Annotated in this window: 19 protein-coding genes; 11 read left to right on the top strand and 8 right to left on the bottom strand. The window is 70.6% G+C overall.

What is annotated here, in order from left to right:
• Positions 1 to 35 precede the first annotated feature (35 nt).
• The 4 genes from EDF48_RS16150 to EDF48_RS16135 are packed head-to-tail and all read right to left on the bottom strand — an operon-like array spanning position 36 to position 6,455.
• Positions 36 to 3,080: a glycoside hydrolase family 2 TIM barrel-domain containing protein gene (locus EDF48_RS16150; protein ID WP_131881273.1), complete on the bottom strand. Its 3,045-nt coding sequence runs from the start codon at positions 3,078 to 3,080 to the stop codon at positions 36 to 38.
• Positions 3,077 to 4,012, bottom strand: coding sequence for a carbohydrate ABC transporter permease (locus tag EDF48_RS16145; RefSeq protein ID WP_111085425.1), 936 nt, complete (start codon positions 4,010 to 4,012; stop codon positions 3,077 to 3,079). Before EDF48_RS16145 ends, EDF48_RS16150 begins: the two co-directional genes overlap by 4 nt.
• Positions 4,009 to 5,100, bottom strand: a complete 1,092-nt coding sequence (locus EDF48_RS16140) for a sugar ABC transporter permease (protein WP_123293505.1) — start codon at positions 5,098 to 5,100, stop codon at positions 4,009 to 4,011. The genes EDF48_RS16145 and EDF48_RS16140 overlap by 4 nt, the downstream gene beginning before the upstream one ends.
• The gene (locus EDF48_RS16135; RefSeq protein WP_123293506.1) at positions 5,097 to 6,455 is read right to left on the bottom strand and encodes a sugar ABC transporter substrate-binding protein; all 1,359 of its coding nucleotides are present in this window, start codon (positions 6,453 to 6,455) and stop codon (positions 5,097 to 5,099) included. Before EDF48_RS16135 ends, EDF48_RS16140 begins: the two co-directional genes overlap by 4 nt.
• Before the next feature lie 187 nt (positions 6,456 to 6,642).
• Between EDF48_RS16135 and EDF48_RS16130 the strand changes: the two genes are divergently transcribed.
• On the top strand, positions 6,643 to 7,806 hold the full coding sequence (locus EDF48_RS16130) for a hypothetical protein (RefSeq protein WP_131881271.1): 1,164 nt from the start codon (positions 6,643 to 6,645) through the stop codon (positions 7,804 to 7,806).
• 144 nt (positions 7,807 to 7,950) lie between these two features.
• Here EDF48_RS16130 and EDF48_RS16125 read toward each other — a convergent pair whose 3' ends face one another.
• Positions 7,951 to 9,153: an MFS transporter gene (locus EDF48_RS16125; protein WP_131881269.1), complete on the bottom strand. Its 1,203-nt coding sequence runs from the start codon at positions 9,151 to 9,153 to the stop codon at positions 7,951 to 7,953.
• A gap of 90 nt (positions 9,154 to 9,243) precedes the next feature.
• Between EDF48_RS16125 and EDF48_RS16120 the strand changes: the two genes are divergently transcribed.
• Complete coding sequence (locus EDF48_RS16120; protein WP_235035805.1) at positions 9,244 to 9,945, top strand: GntR family transcriptional regulator; 702 nt, start codon at positions 9,244 to 9,246, stop codon at positions 9,943 to 9,945.
• A gap of 187 nt (positions 9,946 to 10,132) precedes the next feature.
• On the opposite strand, the gene EDF48_RS19195 is transcribed toward EDF48_RS16120, so the two are convergent.
• Positions 10,133 to 10,285: a hypothetical protein gene (locus EDF48_RS19195; protein ID WP_159570996.1), complete on the bottom strand. Its 153-nt coding sequence runs from the start codon at positions 10,283 to 10,285 to the stop codon at positions 10,133 to 10,135.
• 227 nt (positions 10,286 to 10,512) lie between these two features.
• Here EDF48_RS19195 and EDF48_RS16115 point away from each other — a divergent pair, with 227 nt between their 5' ends.
• From EDF48_RS16115 to EDF48_RS16085, 7 genes are all read left to right on the top strand, one after another.
• Positions 10,513 to 11,613 carry a LacI family DNA-binding transcriptional regulator gene (locus EDF48_RS16115; RefSeq protein ID WP_228505604.1) on the top strand — a complete coding sequence of 367 codons (1,101 nt, stop codon included), beginning with the start codon at positions 10,513 to 10,515 and terminating at the stop codon, positions 11,611 to 11,613.
• A 304-nt stretch (positions 11,614 to 11,917) separates the two neighbouring features.
• Positions 11,918 to 13,675: an ABC transporter substrate-binding protein gene (locus EDF48_RS16110; protein WP_235035807.1), complete on the top strand. Its 1,758-nt coding sequence runs from the start codon at positions 11,918 to 11,920 to the stop codon at positions 13,673 to 13,675.
• Positions 13,672 to 14,652 carry an ABC transporter permease gene (locus EDF48_RS16105; protein WP_111085432.1) on the top strand — a complete coding sequence of 327 codons (981 nt, stop codon included), beginning with the start codon at positions 13,672 to 13,674 and terminating at the stop codon, positions 14,650 to 14,652. Before EDF48_RS16110 ends, EDF48_RS16105 begins: the two co-directional genes overlap by 4 nt.
• Positions 14,649 to 15,593, top strand: coding sequence for an ABC transporter permease (locus EDF48_RS16100; RefSeq protein ID WP_123293511.1), 945 nt, complete (start codon positions 14,649 to 14,651; stop codon positions 15,591 to 15,593). Before EDF48_RS16105 ends, EDF48_RS16100 begins: the two co-directional genes overlap by 4 nt.
• Positions 15,590 to 17,383: an ABC transporter ATP-binding protein gene (locus EDF48_RS16095; protein WP_131881267.1), complete on the top strand. Its 1,794-nt coding sequence runs from the start codon at positions 15,590 to 15,592 to the stop codon at positions 17,381 to 17,383. Before EDF48_RS16100 ends, EDF48_RS16095 begins: the two co-directional genes overlap by 4 nt.
• On the top strand, positions 17,380 to 18,249 hold the full coding sequence (locus EDF48_RS16090) for an alpha/beta fold hydrolase (protein WP_131881264.1): 870 nt from the start codon (positions 17,380 to 17,382) through the stop codon (positions 18,247 to 18,249). The genes EDF48_RS16095 and EDF48_RS16090 overlap by 4 nt, the downstream gene beginning before the upstream one ends.
• A gap of 12 nt (positions 18,250 to 18,261) precedes the next feature.
• Entirely contained in the window at positions 18,262 to 19,452 is a 1,191-nt protein-coding gene (locus EDF48_RS16085; protein WP_131881262.1) for a family 1 glycosylhydrolase, read from the top strand.
• 13 nt (positions 19,453 to 19,465) lie between these two features.
• Here EDF48_RS16085 and EDF48_RS16080 read toward each other — a convergent pair whose 3' ends face one another.
• On the bottom strand, positions 19,466 to 20,680 hold the full coding sequence (locus tag EDF48_RS16080; RefSeq protein ID WP_131881261.1) for an ankyrin repeat domain-containing protein: 1,215 nt from the start codon (positions 20,678 to 20,680) through the stop codon (positions 19,466 to 19,468).
• Between the two features lie 92 nt (positions 20,681 to 20,772).
• Between EDF48_RS16080 and EDF48_RS16075 the strand changes: the two genes are divergently transcribed.
• Positions 20,773 to 22,449 carry a glycosyl hydrolase gene (locus EDF48_RS16075; RefSeq protein WP_123937406.1) on the top strand — a complete coding sequence of 559 codons (1,677 nt, stop codon included), beginning with the start codon at positions 20,773 to 20,775 and terminating at the stop codon, positions 22,447 to 22,449.
• Positions 22,442 to 23,572 carry an acyltransferase gene (locus EDF48_RS16070; RefSeq protein ID WP_131881258.1) on the top strand — a complete coding sequence of 377 codons (1,131 nt, stop codon included), beginning with the start codon at positions 22,442 to 22,444 and terminating at the stop codon, positions 23,570 to 23,572. Before EDF48_RS16075 ends, EDF48_RS16070 begins: the two co-directional genes overlap by 8 nt.
• Here EDF48_RS16070 and EDF48_RS16065 read toward each other — a convergent pair.
• Positions 23,545 to 24,441: a glycosyltransferase gene (locus EDF48_RS16065; RefSeq protein WP_165932429.1), complete on the bottom strand. Its 897-nt coding sequence runs from the start codon at positions 24,439 to 24,441 to the stop codon at positions 23,545 to 23,547. The genes EDF48_RS16070 and EDF48_RS16065 overlap by 28 nt on opposite strands.
• Between the last annotated feature and the right edge of the window lie 10 nt (positions 24,442 to 24,451).

Here is a 24,451-nt window from a genome sequence, read left to right as displayed (position 1 = left end):
GTCCGGAACCTGGTTCCGGAAGACCCGGACCCGCCCTACGCCAGCGCCACGCTCCAACTGAACGCCTGCGGCCAGAGCTGGTGCTCCGGCAGCACGTCGAGGCCGCACGCGCGGGAGCCGAGCCCGTGCTGTGCCGCGTCGAGGTACAGGTACAGGTGGTCCGACGTCGGCAGCTCGTACGGGTGTTCGGCGCGGTCGATCTGCTGCGCGGTCCACGGCGACAGGGTGAAGCCCGCACGGTGCGACCCCACGGTCGACACCGTGAACGGCCCGACGGACAACGAGCGCAGAGCAGGCCGGTGCCCGGTCTCCTGCGGCCGCGAGTACTCGACCCCGAGCGACCGCACCGGAGCGGTGAACCGGCCGACCCGGGCAGCGTGTGACGAGTCGGCGTACGACTCGAGCGGCCCGGTGCCGAACCACGTGGCCGTCTCGTCGGCCAACCCGGCCGGCAGGTCGAACCGCACCCCGATCCGCGGCCAGGTGACGTCCCACGCCCCGAACGGCACCGCGTCGGTCTGCAGCACGAGCCCGTCGGACGTCAGGGTCCAGCGGTGCGTGACCTCGAGGCCCCACCCGCTGTTCGCCGCCGCCACCCGCACCCGCTGTTCCAGGCCGGAGTCGGTCCGTGCCACTGACACCAGGCGGTGGGTCAGCCGGTCCAGTCCACGGTCCCGCCAGCGCGAGGCCGACGGGGGAGCGTCCGGGTCACCGACACCGTGCGTCAGCACCGGGTCCGCCGTCTCGTAGCCGCCCTGCGACGCCAGCCGGTCGTTGTCGGTCGGGGCGCGCCAGAGCTCCAGGCGGGGTCCTGCGACCTCGTGTCCCTTCCAGGACACCAGGTCGCCGCGGTCCGAGAACGTCCCGTCGCCGAGACGGTCGCCGTCCCACCCCTGCCGGGAGGCCCGTGGTGCGTCCGCCACACGGCTCGCGACGAGCCGCTGGGTGCGTGCGACGACGTGGCCGGTGTCCGCCCACGCGGTCGGGCCCGCCAGTTCGGCGGTCAGGTCGAGCCAGAGTTCGTCGCCGGGTGTGAGTTCGGCCGTGGCCGCGTCGAGCACCTCGGACGGCACCGGGACGGTCGCCGACTCGCGGGCGGCCACCACACCGGCGGCGAACCGACCGGAGGCCTCGACGACGCCGTTCCGCGACAGGGTCCAGCAGAACCGCAGCCCGGCGGTCGAGGCCGAGTGGTACCGGTTCTCGACCAGGATCGTGGTGTCCGACACCGCCAGGCGGATCGGGGCGACGACGGCCGCGAACTCGGCGAGCCCCGGGGTCGGGGAGTCGTCGGGCAGCACCAGGCCGTCCATCACGAAGTTGCCGTCGTGCACGACCTCGTGGAAGTCGCCGCCGTAGGCGTAGTAGTCCTGGCCGGACGCCGTCTGCGCCAGGAGCCCGTGGTCGCGCCACTCCCACACGAACCCGCCGTGCAGGCGCGGGTACCGGTCGACCAGGGCCTCGTACTCGGCGATCTGGCCGGGGCCGTTGCCCATGGCGTGCACGTACTCGCAGTGGATGAACGGCTTCGAGCGTTGCCGTGCGGCCTCGGCCGGGCCGCAGCCGAGCAGGGGCGTCGGGGTGCCGCCGCCGATGGACTCGGTCTCCTGCAGCGACGGGTACATCCGCGAGTACACGTCGGTGTACTCGCCCGTGTAGTCGCCCTCGTAGTGCACGGGGCGCTCGGCGTCGCGGTCGTGCACCCACTGCGACATCGCCGCCAGGTTCCGGCCGGTGCCGGACTCGTTGCCGAGCGACCACATCACGATGGACGGGTGGTTCTTGTCCCGCTCGACGGTCCGTGCGACGCGGTCGAGGTAGGCGTCCGCCCATGCCGGGTCGTCCGACGGGTTGCCGACCCAGCCGGTGAAGATGAACCCGTGGGTCTCGAGGTCGGTCTCGAGGATCACCCAGAAGCCGAGCTCGTCGGCGAGGTCCAGCACGCGGGGGTGCGGCGGGTAGTGCGAGGTGCGGATCGCGTTGACGTTGTTGCGCTTCATGAGCGCCATGTCCGCGCGGGCGTGCTCCTCGTCGAAGACGCGGCCGCGGACGGGGTGGGTCTCGTGCCGGTTCACGCCGTGGAACACCACGCGCTCGCCGTTCACCAGGAACCGGTCGCCCTCGATCGACACGGTGCGGAAGCCGAGCCGCAACGAGACGGTCTCGCCACCGGCGGCACCGCCGGCGTCCGTGCCGGTCGACACCGTCGCGTCGTAGAGCTTCGGCAGCTCCGCGCTCCACGGCTCGACGCCCTCGACCTCGATCGGCGCGACCTCGTCGGCCGTCGCCCACGTCACGTCGACGCCGAGGTCGGGCACCGCGAACCGCACCGGGAAGCCAGCGTCCAGCGTCGGGAACGTGATCGTCCCGCTGCCGGTCGCCGGGCGTCCGGACGCAGCGGTCCCGGCCGTCGCGGCGCTGCCGAGCGTCGGTGCCCACCCGGCGCGCACGAACACGTCGTCGATCGGCGCCGTCGGACGGGCGAGCAGCGTGACGTCGCGGAAGATCCCGGGCAGCCACCACTGGTCCTGGTCCTCCAGGTAGGAGGCCGCCGACCACTGGTGCACCCGCACGGCCAGGTCGTTCGACCCCGGACGGAGCAGCTGCGTGACGTCGAACTCGGTCGCCAGGCGGGACCCGGTCGACCAGCCCACGAGCGTGCCGTTCAACCACACCCGGAAGTGCGACTCGACACCGTCGAACCGCAGCAGCACCCGACCGGCCGCCGCGAACGACGACGGCAGCTCGAACGTGCGCCGGTGGTCACCGGTGGGGTTCTCGTCCGGCGGGTGCGGCGGGTCGATCGGGAACGGGTACTGCAGGTTCGTGTAGCTCGGCGACCCGTGCCCGTGCAGCACCCAGTGCGACGGCACCGGGAGCTCGCCCCACGCGGGGTCGTCCTCCACGGCGGCGTCGGTGGCGAACGCGTCGGACACCGATGCGACCGGCGACCACCGGAAGCGCCAGTCGCCGTTCAGTGACAGCGAGGGTGCGTCGGTGTGGAGCGCGGCCCGCGGAGGGAGCCGTGATGCCGAACCCGGCGAGGTCGAGTGGAGGTCGTCGAGTGCGGAGTTGGTCAACCCTTGACCGATCCTTCCGTGAGGCCCCCGCGCCAGAAGCGCTGCAGGACGATGATGGCGATGACGAGCGGGATGACCGAGACGAGCACCCCGCCGGTGGTGAGCTGGTAGAACTCCGGCAGGCGGTCGACCTGCGAGCGCCAGTTGTTCAACCCCAGTGTGATCGGGTACAGCTTCTGGTCTGCCAGCATGATGAGCGGCAGGAAGAAGTTGTTCCAGATGCCGACGACCTGGAACAGGAACACGGTCACCAGGGCCGGGGTCATCTGCCGGAGCACGACGGTGTGGAAGATCCGGAGCTCGCTGGCACCGTCGATGCGTGCTTGTTCGAGCAGCGTGGTGTCCACCGACGCCGCTGCGTACACCCGGCACAGGAACAGGCCGAACGGGGAGACGAGGCTCGGGATGAGCACGCTCCAGTACGTGTCGGTCAGGCCCAGCGTCGAGAACAGCAGGAACAGCGGCAGCGCCGTCGCGGTCCCGGGCACGAGCACGCCGCCGAGGATCGTGCCGAACACGAACTGCCGACCCTTGAAGTCGTACTTCGCCAGGGCGTACCCGCCGGCCGCGGCGAAGTAGGTCGCCAGGACCGCACCGACGCCGGAGTACAGGATGCTGTTCGCGATCCACCGGACGAAGATGCCGCCGTCGTAGGTGAACACCTGCTGCAGGTTGCTCCACAGTGCGAACTCGCCGCCGAACCAGAACCCGTTCGTCGAGAACAGCGCGCCGGTGGTCTTCGTCGCGGCGATGACCACCCAGTACAGCGGGACGAGGAAGTACAGCGCGACGATGACGAGGATGCCCGTCACGACGATCTGCGAGCGGGGAGACCGGTCGAGCTTGCGGCGCTGGTGCGCCGAGATCGACGTGGTGTCCACGGGGACGGCGGTCTTCGCCGTGGCCGGCGCTTCGATGGCTTCGCTGGTCATGCGTCCGCCCCCTTCGTTCCGTTCTGCAGACCGGACCTGGCCTGGAGGCCCGGTGCGGCTTGGGAAGTACCGGTGCTGCCCGCCGCAGCGCGCGTCTGGAGCGCGGTGCGGGCCTCCAGGCCGTCACGCTTGGCGCGCTTGCGCCGGTCGCGTTCGTCCTTCGGCGCGCGGTTCGTCAACGCGAGGAACGCGAACGACAGGATGAACGCGGCCAGCGCGATGATGACCGCCTGCGCACTCGCGACGCCGTACTCGTTGAACGCGAACGCGTTCGTGTACGCGGCGTAGTTCGGCGTGTACTCGGTGTCGATCGCCGGGGCGACCGTGGACAGGATCTGCGGCTCGGCGAAGAGCTGCAGTGTGCCGATGATCGAGAACACCGTGGTGAGCACCAGGGCCGGCGCGATGAGCGGGATCTGGATCCGCCACGCGACCTGGAACGGGCCGGCGCCGTCCATCTTGGCGGCCTCGTAGACCTCGCCGGGGATCGACTTGAGCTGCGCCACGATGATGAGCATGTTGTAGCCCGTGTAGGTCCACGTGACGATGTTCGCGATCGACCACAGCACGCTGTTGGCGCCGAGGAAGTCCGGCTGCAGCCCCATCGACTGCAGCAGGGACACGATCGGCGACAGGCCGGGCACGTACAGGAACGACCACAGGATCGTCGCGATGACGCCGGGGACGCCGTACGGCATGAAGTAGATCGCGCGGAAGAAGCCCGGCCAGCGGGCGCTCGCCGACTCGAGCAGCAGCGCCAGGATCGTGCAGGCGATGATCATCACCGGGACCTGCACGATGCCGAAGAGCAGCATGCGGCCGATCGAGGCGACGAAGCCGGAGTCCTGCAGCGCGATCGCGTAGTTGTCGAAGCCGGCGAACTTGCCGACGACGCCGTCCTCGCCGAACAGGCCCTCACGGTCGACGGTCGTGAACGACTGGAACAGGGCGCTGATGATCGGGATGATGAACGTCAGCAGGAACAGGGCCAGGAACGGCGCGAGCAAGATCCACGGGGCACGCTTCTGCGCACTCGTGGCCTTCGTGCTCGTGCGGAAGGCGGGTCGCGTGCTGGTCTGCTGGCTCATCGTGCCGTCCTGACGCTGAGGCCCTTGTCCTTGAAGGACTGGACGATCTCCCGCTGCGCGAGTTCCACCGCGTCGGAGAGCTTGAGGCCGGAGGTGAGCTTGCGGCGGAACTGGTTCTGCAGACTCGTGAACGCCGACTGGGTCACGGGGGACCAGGACCAGTCGATGTTCTGCTCCTTCGAGGCCGGCACGAAGACGTCCTCGTTGTAGTTCTGGCCGGAGAACCACTTCGACGGCTGCTCACGCTGCTTGCCGATGTAGTCGACCGCGGGCGACCAGCCGATGCCGCAGTGCTTGATCATCGCGTCGATGCCCTCCTTCGAGGTGGTCATCCACGTGATGAACTCGAGCGCCTCCCTCGGGTGCTTCGCGTTCGCCAGGACCGCCGCCGTCGAACCACCGATGGCGCTCGAGCCGAAGCCGTCGGCGCCCCACTTCTGCATCGGGGCGACCTTCCACTTGCCCTCGCCGCCCTGCACGGACTCGATCAGGGCGTCACCCCAGCTCGCGCTCGTGACCGCGGCGATCTTGCCGCTCGCGGCCGAGGCGTACCAGCCGGGGGAGTACGCACCGGCGCTGGTGTCGACGAGCTTGTCGTCGATGACCCCGTCGAAGAAGTCCGCGACCATCAGGGTCTTGTCGTCGGTCATGTCGACGACCCACTCGTCACCGTCGACCTTGAACCAGCGGGCGCCGGCCTGCTGCGCGTACGCGGCGAACGGCGACGCGTCCGAGACCGGGAACACCTCGAGGTAGTTCTGCTTGCCCGTCTTCCGGACCTTCTCGGCCAGGTCGCGCCACTCGTCCCACGTCGTCGGGGGTTCACCGCCGGCCTGCTCGAGCAGGGCGGTCTGGTAGTAGAAGCCCATGGGGCCGGTGTCCTGCGGGATGCCGTAGATGCCGTCGACGAAGGACACCTGCGCCCACGCCGCCTCGTCGTACTTCGACTCGAAGTCCTTCGCGCCGTAGCGGGCGAGGTCGACGAGACCGTTGGCGAGCATGAACTCGGGGATCTGCCGGAGCTCGACCTGACCGATGTCCGGACCGCCGCCGGCCGCCAGCGCGGAGTACATCTTCTGGTACCCGCCGCTGTTGCCACCGGGGATCCAGTTCGCCGACACCTGGATGTTCGGGTGCGTCTTGTTCCAGACGTCGCAGACCTTCTGCAGGTCCTTCAACCAGGCCCAGTAGGTGAGCTGGACGGTCTCGCCCGACGCGGCGGCCGGCACGAGGGCGGCCTTGTTCACGTTGGTGGAACCGGGGACGGCGCAGCCGGCGAGCAGCCCTGCCGCCGCCGTGCCGATGCCGAAGCCCAGGAGTTGTCGTCTGGAGATGGGTCGTGGTCGTGGCGTCATTGCCGCACTCCGGTTCGTCGTCGATTCGGGGTCCAGGTCAGCCAACCACAAAACCGAGCGTCGTTGCAGATTCGCGCCTGGGTGTTCGCTCCCGACTGTGGACGCCCGGTGGCGGCGAGGTGGAGTGTGGTCGCACGTGAGAGCGCCGGAGCTCATCGGCTCCGGCAACCGTCCGAGAGGAGCTGCCATGACGTCGACCAACGCGACGAGCGAACTGCACCGGATCCTGGGAGAGCGACTGGAGGGCGGCGGCACCTGGGCCTGGGCCTACGCCGACGTCTCCGGCAACGTCGAGGATCCCCGACGACAGGCGGCGCTCAAGCTCCGCGGTGTCGAGGAGGGGCTCCGGGCACAGGGTGCGTCCGACGAGGTCGTCGACGCCGTCGCCACCGAGTTCGAGCAGGAGCCCGGCGTCCCCTCGCCCGTCACCCGGTACGTGCTCGTGCACGACGGCGAGGTCGTGCTGAGCGAGGTCCTGCCCGGGCCGCTGCACGGATCGGAGTCCGTCGGCGTCGGAGCCGTGCCGGACCTCGTGCCGCTCGTCGCCCACCGTCCCGTCGACCTCCCGTTCCTGGTGGTCCACGCCGGCAAGGAGGGCGGGGCCTTCCGCGCCTACCGCCTCGGGCACGCCCCGGTCGCGGCCGACGCGTCCGAGCAGCAGGTGGCGGGCCGGAACGACACCCTGCACTACGCCAAGGCCGGCACCGGGTGGAAGCAGCCGCACTGGCAGCAACACACCGAGGAGATCTGGAAGCAGAACTCGTCGGAGACCGCTGCCGCCGTCGACGAGGCCGTTCGGACGATCCGCCCCGGACTCGTCGTCGTCGCCGGTGACGTCACCGCCCGTGAGCTCCTGGTGAAGGCACTCTCGTCCGAGACCCGTGCACTCGTCTCGGTGTTCCCGGGCGACCCGCGCGCCGACGCCGGTTCGAAGCAGGCCTTCGTCGAGCACGTCGAGACCGCACTCGCCCGCGTCGTCGCCACCCGCCGTCACGACCTCGAGGACTCGCTCCGCACGCACGTCGGCCGTGGCGACAACCAGGTCGTCACCGGCCTCGGACCCGTCGTCGAGGCGCTGCAGCAGGCCCAGGGCGCGACCGTCGCCCTCGACGCCGTGGCCATCGGCGACCGGGCGCTGCTCGCGCTCGCCGGGGCGCCGTGGGTCGCCACCGCACCGGAGCAGGCCGCGGGGACGCCCGTCATCGGGGCGGTGCCGGCGGTGTGCGCGCTGGTGCGGGCCGCGGTGCTGACCGACGCCGAGCTCGTGCTCGTCAACGCCGCGTCGCTGCCCGGTGGCGCTCCCGCCGCCGCGCTGCTCCGCTGGCCCGTCGGTCCGGTGGTCCCCGCCTAGCGCTTGTTCTCTCTCGCCCCCCGGGAGTGCGCGCCCCGAGGTTCCGAAATCTCGGCATCTCGGGGCTCGCGCCGCGGTTCTCTGGAACCTCGGCGAACCGCGTGCGGCGAGTCGTGGAACCTCGGCGCCCCCACACCGCGCGGGTCAGTCGTGCGACCGGTCCGCGCGCGGGACCAGCGGCAGGGCCAGCAGCGGCAGCACGGCCACGATGCCGAACGACGCCGCGAACCCGAGCGCCGTCACCAGGGCCCCGATTCCCGGGCCGACGGCGCTCGCCGCGATGAACTGCCCGGTGTTCTGCGTGCCGAGGGCGCGACCGGACCAGAACGGCCCGGCCGCCTCGGCGACCGACGTGTAGGCCAGCCCGTTGTCCGCCACGGTGACGCTCGTCGCGATCACCAGGAACACGGCTCCGGCGGCCAGGTGCGTGACGTCGACCAGCGCGAGCAGCCCCATCACGACGGCGGCGCTCACGACGACGATCCGCAGCGGTCCGACGCGTGAGCCGGCCCGGTCGCTCCACACCCCGACCAGGATCCGTCCGATCGCCCCGACGAACTGCGACGCCCCGACGAGCAGCCCTGCCGCGGCCGTCGACCAGCCCAGTCCGACGAGCCACACCAGCCCGTAGGTCGACAGGGTGAACTGCGGCACCACGAGCAGGATCGACACCGCGTGGATCCGCCAGAGGAACCCGCTCGCCCGGTACGGGTTCGCGGTCGCGTCGGCCGGTGCCGTGTGCCGGGCCGGTCGTGGCGGGTTCTGGATGCCGATGGCGCAGAGCACCGCGAGCACGGCGCAGAGGACGATCGGCAGGACGAGGGCCGCGCGGATCCCGGACCCCTCGGCGAGCTGCGGCACGGTGACGGCCGCGAGCGTCACCCCGAGCGGCTGCGACATCTGCCGGATGCCCATCGCGAGCCCGCGCCGCTCCTTCGGGAACCACCCCACGACGACCCGGCCGCTCGCGGCGTTCGTCGACGCGCTCGTCATGCCGCCCAGCAGGAAGGCCAGCCCGAGCAGGACCGGGTCGCCCGCGGCGAGCCATGCCCCGACCACCGCGAGGGTCGTCAGCACGAGTCCGCCGGCGATCACGATCCGCTCGCCGATCCGGTCGGTGATGGCGCCCCAGGCGATGAGCGTCAGGACCATGCCGAACGTCGGTGCAGCGGCGAGCACGCCCGCCACGGTCAGGGACGTGCCGTTCGCGTGCAGGTACGGGATGAGCAGAGCGGGAGCCGTCACCACCAGGGTCCCGGCGGCCTGCGCGGCGACCCCGAGCGCGAGCATCGTCCACGCTCGGCGGCCGATCGTGGTGGGCGTCGGGGGTGGGGCGGTCGCGGTCATCGTGGTGGCTCGCATCGTTTCATGTCGGAAGCAATTGGTATACCACAACGGTATACCATTCCGACGGTGTCCCCGCTAGAGTTGTTGGCCGTGACCGACACGACCGATGCAACCCCGGTGTCGCAGACGGCCCAGCTCTACGACAACCTGCGTGCCGCGATCCTGACGCTCGACATCGCGCCGGGTGAGCGCATCTCGGAGCGCGGACTCGAAGCGCGGTTCCACGCCTCGCGGACCCCCGTCCGTGCCGCACTGTCGCGGCTCGAGCGCGAGGGCCTCATCCTGCACGAGGGGCGCTCGTGGACGGTCACCCCGATCGACCTCGACGAGATCGCCTCGCTCGCCGAACTCCGCGGCGTGCTCGAACCCGCCGCCACCCGACTCGCGGTCGAGCGGGCGAGCGCCGAACAACTCGCCGAGGTCCGCGGGCACCTCGACGCACTGCGCCCGACACCCGACCAGCAGGCCGGCATCCGGATGGGCTCGACGTTCCACCTCGACCTGGCGGCGCTCGGCGGCAACCGGTTCATCACCGACGCGATCGCCGATGCCCTGACCCGTCTCGAGCGCACCCGGTGGATCGAGGTGCGCACGCCCGAGGCCCGCGACGCCGCGTGGGACGAGCACAGCGCCATCATCGACGCCGTGCGCGACGGCGACGCCGACCGTGCGGCCGGGCTCGTCGCAGCGCACGTCGCCGGGACGAACGACCGGTTGCTCGGTTGGATCGCGCAGGAGCGCCGCCGACTGCGCGGCGCGGGCATGACGATCGTCGGGGCCACCGAGCGCTGACGCGATCCGCGTGACCTGACGGAGCACGAACCCCGGGGCCCGGCGTGATGCGCGGCGCGTGACGCGTGACCCGGTCCGCCGTGGCGCGAGCAGGGCACTGGACGCGACCGTGCCGGAGACGCGACCCGACAGCAGCTGCCGGTCCGCGCCTCCTGGCCGTCGCCCGGTCGACGCCGGACGTGACCCGCTACGGGCGGTCCGCGCGCTCCTCCGTCGCGTCGAGCTGGTCGAACGTCGAACCGCCGCCGTCGGTGCGCTCGAGCAGCGCGTCGCGCACCTCGGCCTCGTCGTGGCTCGCGCGGTTCGCCAGCTTGCTTCCGGATCGTGTCGCCTGTGACATGTCGGTGTCCTTCCCCTGCGTGTGGGCATCGTGGTGTGCGCGGGCATCCTGCCCGCCGGTGCGCTTCCTCACGGGACGTACTGAGGTCGTGACAGTGTCGCGCGGTCGCTCCGGCCGCCGCAAGGGCTTTCGTCACATGTGGAGAAGTGCCGTCACGGACCGTGCCTAGGATGGTGCGGCCGCGCCGCCCCGGTGCGCACCAGCGGACGTCGGACGGGAGGCACGGCTTGGCTGCACCACGTACCGCACCTCCCACGGTCTACGACGTCGCCAGTGCCGCGAACGTCTCGATCGCGACCGTCTCGCGCGTGCTCCGCACGCCGGACGCCGTCCGCGAGGGCACCCGGGACCGCGTCCAAGCGGCGATCCGCAGCCTCGGCTACGTCCCCTCCGGCAACGCCCGAGCCCTCGCCGGCAAGCGCACCGGCGTCGTCGGACTGCTGCTGCCCGGGTTCGACGTGGTGCCCGACGAACGGCCGGACCTGGTCACCGACGGGGGCGTCCGCGTGGTCGACGACCGCCGCCACGTGACCCAGCCGTTCTCCTCGAACCTGTACTTCGACGAGGTCCTGCGCGGCGCCGAGACCGAGGCCTGGCAGCGCGGACTCGCGCTGATGGTCGCCGCCGGTCGGGGGTCCTCGCGCGACGTGATCGTCAACGACGTCGCCGGCCGGGTGGACGGCCTCGCCGTGCTCGCGCAGACCGTGCCGGACGACCTGCTCGAGCACGTCGCCCGTCGGATCCCGGTCGTGGTGCTCGCCGACGACCGGCGGTCGCACGGGTTCGACTCCGTGAGCGTGGACAACAGCGCCGGCATGCGGACGCTCGCATCGCACGTGATCGGGCGGCTCGGCATCCGGTCGCTCGCGTACGTCGCGGGCCCGATCGACTCGCCGGACGACATGGAGCGCTCGACCGGCTTCCGGTCGGCGTTGGCGGACCACGGGGTGCCGGCGTCGTCGGTCCGGGTGGTGCACGGCGACTTCGGCCGGGCGCGAGCGCGGGAGCTGGCGGCGACGCTGCTGGCGGACGAGGTGCCCCGGGCCATCGTGTGCTCGAACGACCAGTCGGCGCTCGGCGTGCTCGACGCCGCCACCGCCCGGGGCCTGCGCGTGCCCGAGGACGTCGTCGTCACCGGGTTCGACGGCATCGACGCCGGGCGCTTCTCGTCGCCGCGGCTCACCACCGTGCACCAGCCGATGGGGGAGCTCGGGCGTGCGGCGGTGCGGGCGATCGTCGACCGGCTGGACCACCGCGAGGGACCGCCGCGCGCCGTCCGCCTGCCGGTCGAGGTGCTGTTGCGCGAGAGCTGCCCGCCGGCGCTGTGACGAGCGGTGCTGCGAGCGGCGCGGCGCATGGCGCGGCGAACGGCGCTGCGAGCGGCGCGGCGGTGCGTCCGCACCGTGCGGCTTTGGTCATCCCGTGCGACGTTGACCGCCCGGTGCGGGCCTGTAACCGCGCACGGAGCGGGCAGCCTCGCACCCGGCGACGGAACGCGCACCGTGCGCAGCGACCCTCGCTGCCGCCGCCCGCGCCTGCGTACCACCCCGGCACGGAACCCCGGTGTTGCGCGACGCGATGTAAGCGCATACATTGACCCAGTACCGATTCGACACGGAGGTCGACCGAGCAATGACGCTTCCCCCACAGCGCACGCGCGGCAAGCGCGACCCCGGGACCCGCGCTCCCGGAACGCGCCCCGGCAGCACGCGACGACGCGGACGCCTCGTCGCGGCGATCGCCGGGCTCGCAGCCGTGGCCCTCATGGCCACCGGCTGCAGCATCCAGGTCCGGTCCGAACCCGATCCCACGATCGGCAAGGACACGATGCTCATCAACGCGGACCACGGCAACCCGCTGTTCGACCGCAACTTCAACCCGTACATCGCGAACGCCCGCACGGCCTCCAAGTGGATGTACGAGCCGCTCATCGAGATCAACCCCCTCGACGGCAAGGGCACCCCGTGGCTCGCCAGCAAGTGGAGCCAGCCGGACGCCAGCACGATCGACATGACGATCCGCCAGGGCGTCGAGTGGTCCGACGGCTCACCGTTCTCGGCGAAGGACGTCGCCTTCACGTTCGACCTGCTGAAGAAGTTCCCGGCGATGGACGTCAAGGGCGCCTGGCAGCACATCAAGAGCATCGAGGTGGACGGCGACCACGTCGTCTTCCACCTGAAGAGCGACGACGTGCCGAGCCTGAACATCATCGGCGCGACGTACATCCTCGGTGAGCAGCACTGGGGCGGCGTGAAGGACCCCACGACGTTCCGCGACCCGAACCCGGTCGGCACCGGCCCGTTCGTGCTCGGCAACTACACCGACCAGCAGTACTCGATGGACAAGAACCCGACGTACTGGCAGGCCGACAAGATCGCCATCAAGCACCTCATCCTGCCGGCGACGAACACGCAGCTCGACACCGTCACCCGCGGCTACGACTGGGCGTACTCGTTCATCTCGGACGTCAAGGGCACCTGGGGTGCCGCGTCGAAGACGAACCAGTGGTGGTTCCCGGCCGGTGGCGTGATCGGCCTCATCCCGAACCTGACGAAGGCCCCGTACAACGACGTCAACGTCCGCAAGGGCATCTCGCTCGCGCTGAACCGTGACGACATCGCCGAGACCGCGTCCGAGGGCAACCTGGCGGCAGCGGGCCAGACCGGCCTGATCCTGCCGAACCAGGAGAAGTACCTCAACCCGGACATCCCGGACAAGGGCATGATCACGCAGGACGTCGACGCTGCGAAGGCCGCGTTCGCGAAGTCCGGCTGGACCGAGCAGGGCGGGAAGATCATGAAGGACGGCAAGCAGCTGTCCATCACCATCATGACCGCGAACGGCTACTCGGACTGGCTCCGTGCCGCGCAGGAGGTCCGTCGCGACCTGACGGCCATCGGCGTGAAGGTGACGATCCAGGCACCGCAGCCCGCTGGCTACCAGCAGAACATCAACAACGGCACGTTCGACATGGCGATGGGCGGCATGGGCAACGGTGACGTCTACCAGGCGTTCAACTCCCTGCTCAGCAGCGACTTCTACCAGCCGGTCGGCAAGTCGACGGTCAACAACTACGAGCGCTACAAGAACGCCGACACCCAGAAGCTCCTCGACGAGTACAAGGCGACGACGGACACCGCGAAGCAGCAGGAGATCCTCAACCAGCTGCAGGAGATCGTGTACGACGAGCTGCCCGTGATCGGCATGTACTACGGCGGGCTCTGGGGGCTGTTCAACACCGGCAAGTTCGTCGGTTGGCCCAGCGCCGAGGACCCGTACATGGCCCCGCAGAACTACGACTCCGCACCGCTGCTCATCTTCTCGAAGCTCCGGCTCCGGGACAGCGCAGCCGGCCAGGAGATCCTGAAGCAGCAAGAGGACCAGAAGTGAAGTACATCCTCCAGAAACTCGTCCTCTTCGTCCTGACCCTCTGGGCCGCGGTCACGCTGAACTTCGTGCTCCCGCGCCTCATGCCGGGCAGCCCGTCGGACGCCGCGCTGGCGAAGCTCAGCCAGAACGGCCCCGTCACCGAAGCCACCAAGAAGGCCATCGAGGCCCAGCTCGGTGTCCCCACGGGCAACCTGTGGGACCAGTACGTCAACTACCTGCACCAGGTCGTCACGCTCGACTTCGGGGTGAGCTACACGTTCTACCCGCAGCCGGTCGGCGACCTCGTGTCGAAGGCCCTGCCGTACACGCTCATCCTGGTCGGCGTCGTGACGATCCTCGCGTTCGTCCTCGGCACCCTGATCGGCGTCGCGGCGGCGTGGAAGCGCGGCACCTGGCTGGACTCGCTCCCGACGCTGTCGGGCTCGTTCATGTCGACGTTCCCGTACTTCTGGACCGCCCTGCTCCTGCTGTTCTTCCTCGGCTACGTGCTGCACTGGTTCCCGACCACGGGCGCCTACTCGGCGACCACCACCCCGGGGCTCAACGGAGCGTTCGCGGCCGATGCCCTGCAGCACGCGGTGCTGCCCGCGGTGACGATCCTGGTGACGAGCCTCGGCGGCTGGATCATCGGCATGCGCAACGCGATGATCAACACGCTCGGTGACGACTACGTGACCTTCGCCGAGGCGAACGGTCTGCGCGGCCGCACCGTGGCCGTCCGGTACGCGGCGCGGAACGCGATCCTGCCGAACCTGACCGGCTTCGGTCTGGCACTCGGTGGCGTGGTCGGCGGTTCGGTGCTGGTCGAGCAGGTCTTCGGCTACCCCGGCATCGGCTACCTGCTGTTCAACGCCGTCATCGGGCAGGACTACCCGCTGATGCAGGCCCTCTTCCTGATGATCACCGTGTCGGTGCTCATCGCCAACTTCATCGTGGACGTCATGTACGGCGTCCTGGACCCGAGGACGCGCCGATGACCAACAACGCCACTGTCGCTGTCCGGACCCAGGACACCGACGAACAACAGGCTCCTTCCAAGTGGAAGAGCATCGCCCGCCAGTTCGGCGTCGTCTGGTCGAACTCGAAGGCCCGGATCGGCATCATCATCCTCGCGGTGTTCGTGCTGGTCGCGATCTTCGCGCCGCTCCTGGCCCCGTACGGTGCCAGCCAGAACGGCTTCGCCCGGTCCGCCGACGCGACCGCCGACCACTGGATGGGCACCACCGCCGCCGGCGAGGACGTCCTGTCCCAGATCATCTACGGCGCACGGATCTCCGTGATGGTGGGTGCCGTCGCCGGCATCCTGTCGACGCTCGTCGCCGTCGCGATCGGCCTCAGCTGGGGCTACGTCCGCGGGTGGATCGGCGAGGTCATCGGCTTCATCGTGAACCTGTTCCTGGTCATCCCGGGCCTGCCCCTGATGATCGTCATCGCGGCGTACCTGCAGAACGGCGGCATCGCGGTCATCATCGCGGTGATCGTCGTCACCGGCTGGGCCTGGGGCGCTCGCGTGCTGCGCAGCCAGACGCAGTCCCTTCGCGGTCGCGACTTCGTGACGGCCGCGCAGTTCTCCGGCGACGGTGCGACCCGCATCGTGTTCCGCGAGATCCTGCCGAACATGACCTCGCTCATCGTCGGCTCCTTCTTCGGAGCGGCCACGAGCGCGATCCTGGCCGAGGCGGGCCTCGAGTTCCTCGGGCTCGGCGACTCGTCGATCGTCAGCTGGGGCACGATCCTCTACTGGGCGCAGAACTCCAACGCGCTGCTCACCGGCCAGTGGATCCTGCTCTTCGCCCCCGGTCTCTGCATCGCGCTGCTCGCGATGAGCCTGACCCTGATCAACTTCGGCGTCGACGCCGTGTCCAACCCGCGGCTGCGCGAAGGCGCGCGCCCGAAGCGCAAGGAGGCGACCGCATGAGCGGCTCGCGAACGTACGCAGATGACGGCCTGGAGGCGCGGGACGGCGCCGCCACGGGCCTCCCGTCCGACGGTGGTGACGCCCAGGGCGTCCTACTGGACGTCCGCGACCTGTCGGTCGTGTACGAATCGGCCGGCCAGACGGCCGTGCAGGCGGTCGACCACGTGTCGTTCAGCTTGCGGAAGGGCGAGTTCGTCGGCCTGGTGGGCGAGTCCGGTTCGGGCAAGTCGACGCTCGGCTACGCGCTGACGCGTCTGCAGAAGCCGCCGGCGCGGACGAACGGCGGCAGCATCGTCTTCAACGGTCACGACATCCGTGACCTCGACGAGGAAGCGCTCCGGCAGCAGCGCCAGGGCGGCTTCGCGATGGTGCTGCAGTCCGGCATGAACGCGCTCAACCCGGTGCGCACCGTCCGGAACCACTTCATCGACATCTTCAAGGCGCACGGCCACGTGTCACGCGACCGCTGGGACGCCCGGATGAAGGAGCTCATCGAGAAGGTGAAGCTGCCGACGTCGATGCTCGCCCGGTTCCCCGGGGAGCTCTCCGGCGGCATGCGGCAGCGTGTCTCGATCGCCCTGGCCCTGTCGCTCGAACCGCAGCTCATGGTGTTCGACGAGCCGACCACGGCACTCGACGTGCTCGTGCAGCACGCCGTCATGGACACGATCATCGAGCTGCAGCAGGCCGAGGGCTTCACGGCGATCCTGATCAGCCACGACCTCGGCATCGTGCTCGAGGCCACCGAGCGCGTGCTCGTCATGCACGAGGGCCGCATCGTCGAGGACGGCGGCTCGAAGGAGCTCCTGCGCAACCCGCAGGACGAGTACACGCAGATGCTGCTGTCGCACTACGCCGACCCGCGGGCCGAGATCGTGTCCCTGCCCGGGTTCCCGGACCGGTCGCAGCGTGCGACGTCCGGCGAGAAGCGGCAGGAGGCCACGTCGTCGTTCAGCACCGTCGGGTCGCGTGAGCGATCGGCGGCGAAGAACCCGATCGTCGTCTCGAACATCGTGAAGACCTACCCGGCTCCGCGCCGCGGCGAGCAGCCGGTGCAGGCGGTGCGCGACGTGTCGTTCACCCTCGAGCCGGGGCAGTCGCTCGCCCTGGTCGGCCAGTCCGGTTCGGGCAAGTCGACCATCGCGAAGCTCCTGACCGGGGTCGAGAAGCCGACGACCGGCACCGTCCGGTTCGGCGACCTCGACGTCGCACGCCTGGGCAAGCGCGGCCTGCGGGACCTCCGGTCCGAGGTGCAGATGGTGTTCCAGGACCCGTACGCGGCGCTCAACCCGCTGCACACCGTGGAGTACACGCTCTCCCGCCCGATCGCGAACTACACGGACCTGAAGGGGCAGGACGCCCGACGCCGCGTGCTCGAGCTCCTCGAGACCGTGGGCCTGACCCCGGTCGAGCAGTTCGCGCAGAAGCTCCCGCACCAGCTCTCCGGTGGGCAGCGGCAGCGCGTCGTCATCGCCCGGGCACTCGCGTCCGACCCGCAGGTGATCATCGCCGACGAGCCGGTCTCGATGCTCGACGTGACGTTGCGCGCCGGCGTGCTCGCCCTGCTCGAGGACCTGCGCGAGCAGTGGGGCGTCTCGCTCCTCTACATCACGCACGACCTGCTCAGCGCGCGGCTCATCACCGACGACATCATGGTGCTCCACGAGGGTGCCGTGGTCGAGCGGGGACGGACGGCCGAGGTGCTGCAGAACCCGCAGGACCCGTACACGATCGCCCTGCTCGACGCCGTGCCGAACCCCCGCCGCGCCCTCGCGGAGGGCCGGCTGTGACCACGCTGCACGACTTCCCGGCGGTGCCGGCGTTCGGCCACCTGCCGACGCCGGACGGTGTCGACGTCGTCGGCATCGACCTGCCGATCGGTCGCCTCACGGCGTACCGGATCGTGCCGTCCGGGGTGTCGAAGGGTGTCGTGCTCATCGTCCCGGGCTACACCGGCTCGAAGGAGGACTGGCGCACGTTCCTGCCGCTCCTCCGCGACGCCGGGTGGTCGGCGGTGGCGATCAGCCGCCGTGGACAGGCCGACTCGGTCTCGCCCGACGACCGCACCGCGTACACGCTCGAGCAGGAGGCCGCCGACGTCGTCCGCGTCGCCGGACTGCTCGACGACGGCGCTCCGGTGCACCTCATCGGCCACTCGCTCGGCGGCGTGATCGTCCGCGCCGCAGCGATCGCCTCGCCGACGTCGTTCCGCGACGTGACGATGTTCTGCTCCGGCCCGCACGGCTGGTCGTACCGCAAGGCCGCCGAGAAGACGATCGTCGCCGACACGTGCTCCAACCGTGCGCTGTTCGACGCGCAGAACCCGCTCTGGGCCGGCCGCCCCGACGCCGAGCTCCCCGACGACGCCCGGATGGTCCGCGAGCGCTTCGACCACACGAGCGTCCTCAGCGTGCTCGGTGGTGCAGCGATCCTCGAGGACCGCACCGACACCACCGAGGAACTCCGCGCGACCGGACTGCCGGTGCTCGTCGCGCACGGCGTCTGGGACGGCGCCTGGCCGATCCCGTGGCAGGCGGACATGGCCTCGCGTCTCGGTTCGTCGTACGAGGTGATCGCCGAGAGCTACCACGGCCCCCAGATCGAGAACCCGCTCGGCACGGTCGCCGTCTTCGATGCGTTCATGAACGCCCACTGAAAGGACCCCGTCATCAGCACGCTCGACTTCCCGAAGGGCTTCCTCTGGGGTGCCGCCACCGCCGCGCACCAGATCGAGGGCAACAACGTCAACTCGAACTGGTGGGTGCACGAGCACGAGCCGGACACCACCATCGTCGAGCCGTCCGGCGACGCCGCGGACAGCTACCACCGCTACCGCGAGGACATCCGGATCGCCGCCGAGCTCGGCCTGAACTCGTACCGGTTCAGCATCGAGTGGGCGCGCATCGAGCCGGAACGCGGGTTCGTCAGCCGCGCCGAGATCGACCACTACCGCCGCATGGTCGACGCCTGCCACGAGTTCGGCATCGAGCCGATCGTCACGCTCATGCACTTCACGGTGCCCCGCTGGTTCGAACGCGACGGCTTCTGGCGCGCACCCGACGCGGCCGACCTGTTCGCCCGCTACACCGAAGCCGCGCTGCCCGTGGTGTCCGATGGTGTCCGGTACGTCTGCACGATCAACGAGCCGAACATCGCCGCGATGCTCGCCGGCGGCGAGGACGCGTCGAACCTGGTGGCGTACGGCCTGCCGAACCCGGACCTGGGCGTCGCCGACGCCCTGCTCGAGTCCCACAAGCGTTCGCGGGAGGTGCTCTCCCAGGTGGATGGCATCCAGAGCGGCTGGACCGTCGCGACGCAGGCGTTCAAGTCCAACGGTGAGCTCGGCGCGGACGCGATGCTCCGCGAGTACGGGTACCCGCGCGACGACTGGTACCTCGAGAACGCCGCCGGCGACGACTTCCTCGGCGTGCAGGCGTACACCCGGACGTTCATCGGCGCTTCCGGTCCGTTGCCCGTGGCGGACGACGTCGAGACGACCCTGACCGGCTGGGAGTTCTACCCGGAGGCCTCGGCCGACGGGCTGCGCAGCGCGTGGGAGCTGTCCGGCGGTGTCCCGCTGATGATCACCGAGAACGGCATCGCCACCGCCGACGACACCCGTCGCCAGGCCTACACGCAGGGCGCGCTCGAGGGCATCCACCGCTGCATCGACGACGGCATCGAGGTCCTCGGCTACCAGCACTGGTCGCTCCTGGACAACTACGAGTGGGCGTCCGGCTTCCGTCCGACCTTCGGCCTGGTGTCGTGGGACCCGGAGACGTTCGAGCGCACGCCGAAGCCGTCCGCGCACTGGTACGGGAAGGTCGCCCAGGCGAACGCCATCGAGACGGCGGAGTAGCCCGCCGGCTCGATCAGCTCCCCGAGTAGTAGTGCGCCAACTGCTCCGCGACCGCTCGGTCGCGGAGCAGTTCTGCGCGAGCGGTGGCGGTCGAGCCCTCGTCGTCCTCGGCGTTCACGTCGACGTCCAGGGCGAGCACGGACCGCACCGTGTCCAGGTCACCGGAGTCGACCGCGGCGATCAGCAGGGACGCGCCCCGTGAGCCGAGCGCCCTGGTGTCCGCACCCGCGGCGGCGAGCGACCGCACGATCGCACCGTGGCCACCCCACGCGGCGCGGACGATCGGGGTGTTGCCGTCGGTGTCCCGGGCCTCCAGGTCGGCGCCCGCAGCCACGAGCACGTCGATCGCCCGACGTGCATCGCGGTCGATCGCCAGCGTCAGCGGCGTCCGCCCCTCGGTGTCGGTGAGCTGCAGCGACGCGCCGCGACGCAGGAGCTCCTCGAGCATCTCGGGCCGGTCGAACCACGCGGCGGCGTGCAGCGGGGCGAAGCCCCAGCGCGGGTCGACGTCGTCGACGTCACTCGCGTCGTCGGCCAGGTGCAGTCCGCCCAGGTCGCCGTACGCGGCGGCACGCACCACCTCGGTGGCGTACTCGACCCAGCCGTCCGGCACCGGACCGTGCCAGCCGCGCGCTGGCCGTGCGTCGAGCTCCGTGTAGACGGACTCGGGCACGCTGCGGATCGCGACCCGGACGCCCCGGAAGCGGATCGCCACCTCGCCGACGGGGGAGACGAGCAGGCGGAGCTCCCACTGGTCGAGCTCGTGCAGGTACTCGAGCTCACCGCGCACGACGTGGGCGTCCCCGGCGAGCAGTGCTGCGGGGTCGGTGTGGGGTGGGTCCACCACGGCGTCGCGGAGTCGGAGCGTGACCCTGGCGTGGTTCCACCGGCGCCACAGGCCGTCGGGGGTGTCGAGCACCTCGTCGTTGCGGACGATGACCTCGGTGTGCACGACGACCGGGTCGGGGACACCGTGCCCGGGCAGGTCGACCGTCGTCGCGGTGTCGTCGTCGTCCTCGTCGTCCGGGTGCGCGAGGTCCGGGTGCGCGAGATCCGGGTGCTCGACGTCCCATCGTGCGATGCGGGAGTCCGTCCACTTGACGGTCAGGAGTGCGGCGACGGCCGGGGGAGCGTCCTCGAGCACGCGGGCGACGTGTTCCCGCTGCCCGTCGAAGTCCTCGAGGGAGACGTAGCCCACGGACGGCCAGTTCACTCGACTCCATCGCACGGCCCGACACTAGTTGACGCCACTTCCGAACTCGGCGTCATTCAACATGTTTGGCGTCAGCACCGGCACCGGCACCGGGCGAGCGTGGTGGGATGCCATCGACCCACGTCCCGTCCGACTCTCGACCTCCCGCGACCCGTCCCCGCAGGAGAGCCTCCGGCGTCGTCGTCCTCGCCGCGGCGACGACCCTGCTGCTGTTCGCCGAAGCGACTGTGCGGCAGCCGGCCCACGCCGCCGGAGCATCGACGGCGACCGCTCGACCGACGATCCAGCCGATGTCGGCCAACGGTCTCTTCGCACCGGATCAACCGGTCACGTTCGCAGTCGGTGCCGCGGGGACACCGGCGCTCGCGGACGTGGGCTGGCGGATCACCGACGCCAGAGGCGTGCTCGTCGAAGCCGGCGACGCCGTCGTCGGTTCCTCCGGACGAGCGGAGATCCGTCCGACTCGACGTCTCAACGCGGGCACGTACCGCGTGACGGCGCACGGCCCCGCTCTGCCCGAGACGTCCTTCCGGTTCGTCCGGACGCCGGGCGTCGAGCACCGTGACGCCTTCTTCAACGTCACGATGAACGGCTCGCCCGGGCCGGTCGCCGCGGCGCTCCCGACACTCGACGGGCTGGGCGCCGCGGGCTTCCGCCAGGACCTGCAGTGGTCCACCGTCGAGAAGGTGCCGGGCGTGTTCGACTTCCGCAGCACTGATGCGCGAGTGGACCCCATCGTGCGCGACCGTGGCGTCGCTCCGCTGTTCGTCCTCGACTACGGTCACATGGCGTACACCGGCGGCGCGATGACCCCGCCGGACGTCTCGGACCCGGCGCAGACAGCAGCCTGGCGCCGGTTCGTGTCCGAGGCGGTGACGCACATGCGCGACCGGTACCCGGACGCCGACCGCTCGTTCGAGATCTGGAACGAGTGGACGAACACCCACGGCACCCGTTCCGCCGACCCTGCCGCGTACATCGCGCTGTCACGGGTCACGGCCGCGACGATCAGGAGCGTCGACCCGGATGCACGGATCGTCGGGCCGGCCGAGAACGCCGTGTCGTCGGGCGAACTCCGCTGGCTCGACGAGTGGTTCCGGCTCGGTGGTGCCGACCACATCGATGCGATCAGCGTGCACCCGTACAACCAGCCGTACGCGCCGGAGCACTGTGTCGCGACGAACCCGTGCATCGAGAACGCGCTTCGTTGGCTCCGGGACAAAGCGGCGAAGTACCCCCGTGCGAACGGCGAACCGTTGCCGATCTGGATCACCGAGGTCGGATGGCCGACCCCGAACGGCAGGCCAGGCTGGGTCTCCGAGGACGACCAGGCGGCGTTCCTGGTCCGGACCCACGTGCTCGCCGCGCAGTACGGCGTCGAGCGGGTGTTCTCGTTCGAGATGGCCGCCCCGGACCAACCTGATCCGGACGGCAGTGCCAGGACCTTCGGGCTCGTCGACGCGCCGAGCCGCGCGTACGAGCCGAAGCCCGCTGCCGCTGCGTACGCGACGATGCAGCGCCAGCTCGCCGGCATGCGGTTCGCCGGTCAGTTCGTGACGGGTGCCGTGCGCGAAGCCCGGTTCGTCTCGGCCGACGGCACACGCTCGGTGCGGGTCGTGTGGCAGACCGCTGACCGGTTCGACGAACTGCCCATCAGTGTGGGTCTGCCCGGCGACGGCACCATCGTCGACGCCTACGGGGGCACGAAAGCCGTCCGGGGAACCGGTGGCAAGCTCGCGATGTCGGCGACGTGGAAGCCCCGGTTCGTGGTCTGGAATGGGTGAACCGGCGGACCGCCTCACGCAACTCGACGGGCTCCGCGGCCTCGCGGTCCTGCTCGTCGTCGCGTCGCACACCGCAGAGTCGGTCGTCCCCTACGGCGGGGTCGTCGGGGTGACGACCTTCTTCGTGCTCTCCGGCTTCGTGATCACCCGGGCGCTCCTCGACGAGGCCGAGCGTGCCGGGCAGATCCACCTCGGCCGGTTCTGGCTCCGCCGCGCGGCACGGCTGCTCCCGGCGTGGACGGCCGTCCTGGTGGTGGTGACCGTCGCGGTGATCGTGCTGGCAGACCCGATCCGCGGTGATCTGCCCCGCGTCCTCGCCACCGTCGGGTCCTACACGGGCAACCACGCCCGGGTGCTCGGCGTCGAGCTCGGACCGTTCGAGCACACCTGGTCGCTCGCCGTCGAAGAGCAGTTCTACCTCGTCTGGCCCCTCGTCCTCATCCTGCTCGGCGTCCTCGCCCGCACTCGGCCCCGCGTTGCCGTGGTCGCGCTCTGCGGACTCGTCGGTGCTGCGGTCACCTGGCGGGTCGTCGGCACGGTCGTGCTGCCGTACGACCGCCTGGCGTACGGGCTCGACACGAGCGCCGCCGCCCTGCTCGTGGGTGCGCTCGCCGCGTTCGCCGTGCGCACGGGCAGTCTCCGCGGTCTCGGTCAGATCGACTTGCGGACCGGACGTCCGAGCGCCGTCGTGCTCGGGGTCGGCGGCGTGGGCGCGACACTGCTCGTGGTGCTGTCGGCGTGCACGCTGCCGATCACGGTCGGGTCCCTGCCCGGTGCGGCTCGCTGGGTCGAGACGGCAGCGGTGGCGGTCGCAGCGCTCGTCGTCGTCGCAGGGGCGCTCGGTGGTGCTCCCGCGCTCGACCTGGCGATCGCTCGCTGGTTCGGGACCATCTCGTACGGGCTCTACTTGTGGCACTACCCGCTGCTCCGAATCGAGCCCGGGGGTGACCCGTCCACCGGTGTGGTGCGCCTGGGGCTCGCTCTGGTGGGCATCGGTGTGGCCTCGGCATCGTGGTACCTGCTCGAGCGGCCGGTGCTCCGCGCGACACGGTCGTGGGGCAGACACCCCACGACCCGTCCCGCGGCCGGCGCACCTCAGCGCGTGCGTGGGTGCACGGGGTGACGGTGCCCGGCGTCATCGCGGCCGAACCACCCCTGCCACCGCCCGGCGAGCTGGGCGTGCTGTTGCTCGACCGCGGCGGCGTCGCGCCGGACGCGAGCGATCACGAGCGCGACCACCGATCGGCTGACCCAGTAGCTCGCCTGCCCCCAGCAACCGTGCTTCCGGAGCACTCGCCCGAACCCGCGGTTGTACCGCCTGACCTTTGCGAGGACCGCGGTGGTGGGTCCGTCGTCGCGGAAGTCGCCGTGGTGCACGTGCAGGTCCGCGTCGAAGTCGACCCGCACCCCGGCCTCGACCGCGCGCATGACCAGGTCGTTCTCCTCGCCGGAGCCGAAGGGCTCCACACCCGACCCGAGCGTGTCGTCGAAGTCCCCGATGTCGTCGAGGACCTCTCGCCGGAAGAACACCCCGGAGCAGATGACGGTGCGCGGGACGTCCCGCACCCGGATCCGTCGGGATCGCCCGAGCCACCGGAGCATGGTGCCTCGGCCGGTCGCGTCCTTCGTCGGGATGCACAAACCGCCGAGCCGGGGTTCTTCGTCCACCCTGCTGAACCGGGCATCGATCGCGGACAGCACGCCGGTCGGGTACCAGCAGTCGTCGTCCGGGAACCCGACGAGGTCAGCGCGGAGCGTTCGCATCCCAGCGTTCCGGGCGGTACTCACACCGCTGGCGCCGGGCTGGTGGATGTACTCACCGTCGCCGTCCCGGATCATCGCCGCGAGCCGGTCGGGTACTTCGGGGACCGGGCGCTGCGCGACGACCGAGAGGAAGACCCGGTACGGCTCGGCTTGGATCGACCGGATCGCTCGGTCGAGGTACTCGGGCGGCCGGTTCGTGGCGATGATCAAGTGGAATCGATGGTGCATCGGGCCAGTG

The organism is Curtobacterium sp. PhB191 (genome assembly GCF_004346515.1).
GTDB lineage: Bacteria > Actinomycetota > Actinomycetes > Actinomycetales > Microbacteriaceae > Curtobacterium.
This window is presented reverse-complemented; position numbering and strand designations above follow the sequence as displayed.

What these genes read in the sequence shown, in the direction of transcription:
- EDF48_RS16075 (WP_123937406.1), top strand. Translation starts at nt 20,773, where the DNA reads ATGCCATCGACCCACGTCCCGTCCGACTCTCGACCTCCCGCGACCCGT.
- EDF48_RS16135 (WP_123293506.1), bottom strand. Translation starts at nt 6,455, where the DNA reads ATGACGCCACGACCACGACCCATCTCCAGACGACAACTCCTGGGCTTC.
- EDF48_RS16140 (WP_123293505.1), bottom strand. Translation starts at nt 5,100, where the DNA reads ATGAGCCAGCAGACCAGCACGCGACCCGCCTTCCGCACGAGCACGAAG.
- EDF48_RS16130 (WP_131881271.1), top strand. Translation starts at nt 6,643, where the DNA reads ATGACGTCGACCAACGCGACGAGCGAACTGCACCGGATCCTGGGAGAG.
- EDF48_RS16070 (WP_131881258.1), top strand. Translation starts at nt 22,442, where the DNA reads ATGGGTGAACCGGCGGACCGCCTCACGCAACTCGACGGGCTCCGCGGC.
- EDF48_RS16100 (WP_123293511.1), top strand. Translation starts at nt 14,649, where the DNA reads ATGACCAACAACGCCACTGTCGCTGTCCGGACCCAGGACACCGACGAA.
- EDF48_RS16095 (WP_131881267.1), top strand. Translation starts at nt 15,590, where the DNA reads ATGAGCGGCTCGCGAACGTACGCAGATGACGGCCTGGAGGCGCGGGAC.
- EDF48_RS16110 (WP_235035807.1), top strand. Translation starts at nt 11,918, where the DNA reads ATGACGCTTCCCCCACAGCGCACGCGCGGCAAGCGCGACCCCGGGACC.
- EDF48_RS19195 (WP_159570996.1), bottom strand. Translation starts at nt 10,285, where the DNA reads ATGTCACAGGCGACACGATCCGGAAGCAAGCTGGCGAACCGCGCGAGC.
- EDF48_RS16125 (WP_131881269.1), bottom strand. Translation starts at nt 9,153, where the DNA reads ATGACCGCGACCGCCCCACCCCCGACGCCCACCACGATCGGCCGCCGA.
- EDF48_RS16145 (WP_111085425.1), bottom strand. Translation starts at nt 4,012, where the DNA reads ATGACCAGCGAAGCCATCGAAGCGCCGGCCACGGCGAAGACCGCCGTC.
- EDF48_RS16065 (WP_165932429.1), bottom strand. Translation starts at nt 24,441, where the DNA reads ATGCACCATCGATTCCACTTGATCATCGCCACGAACCGGCCGCCCGAG.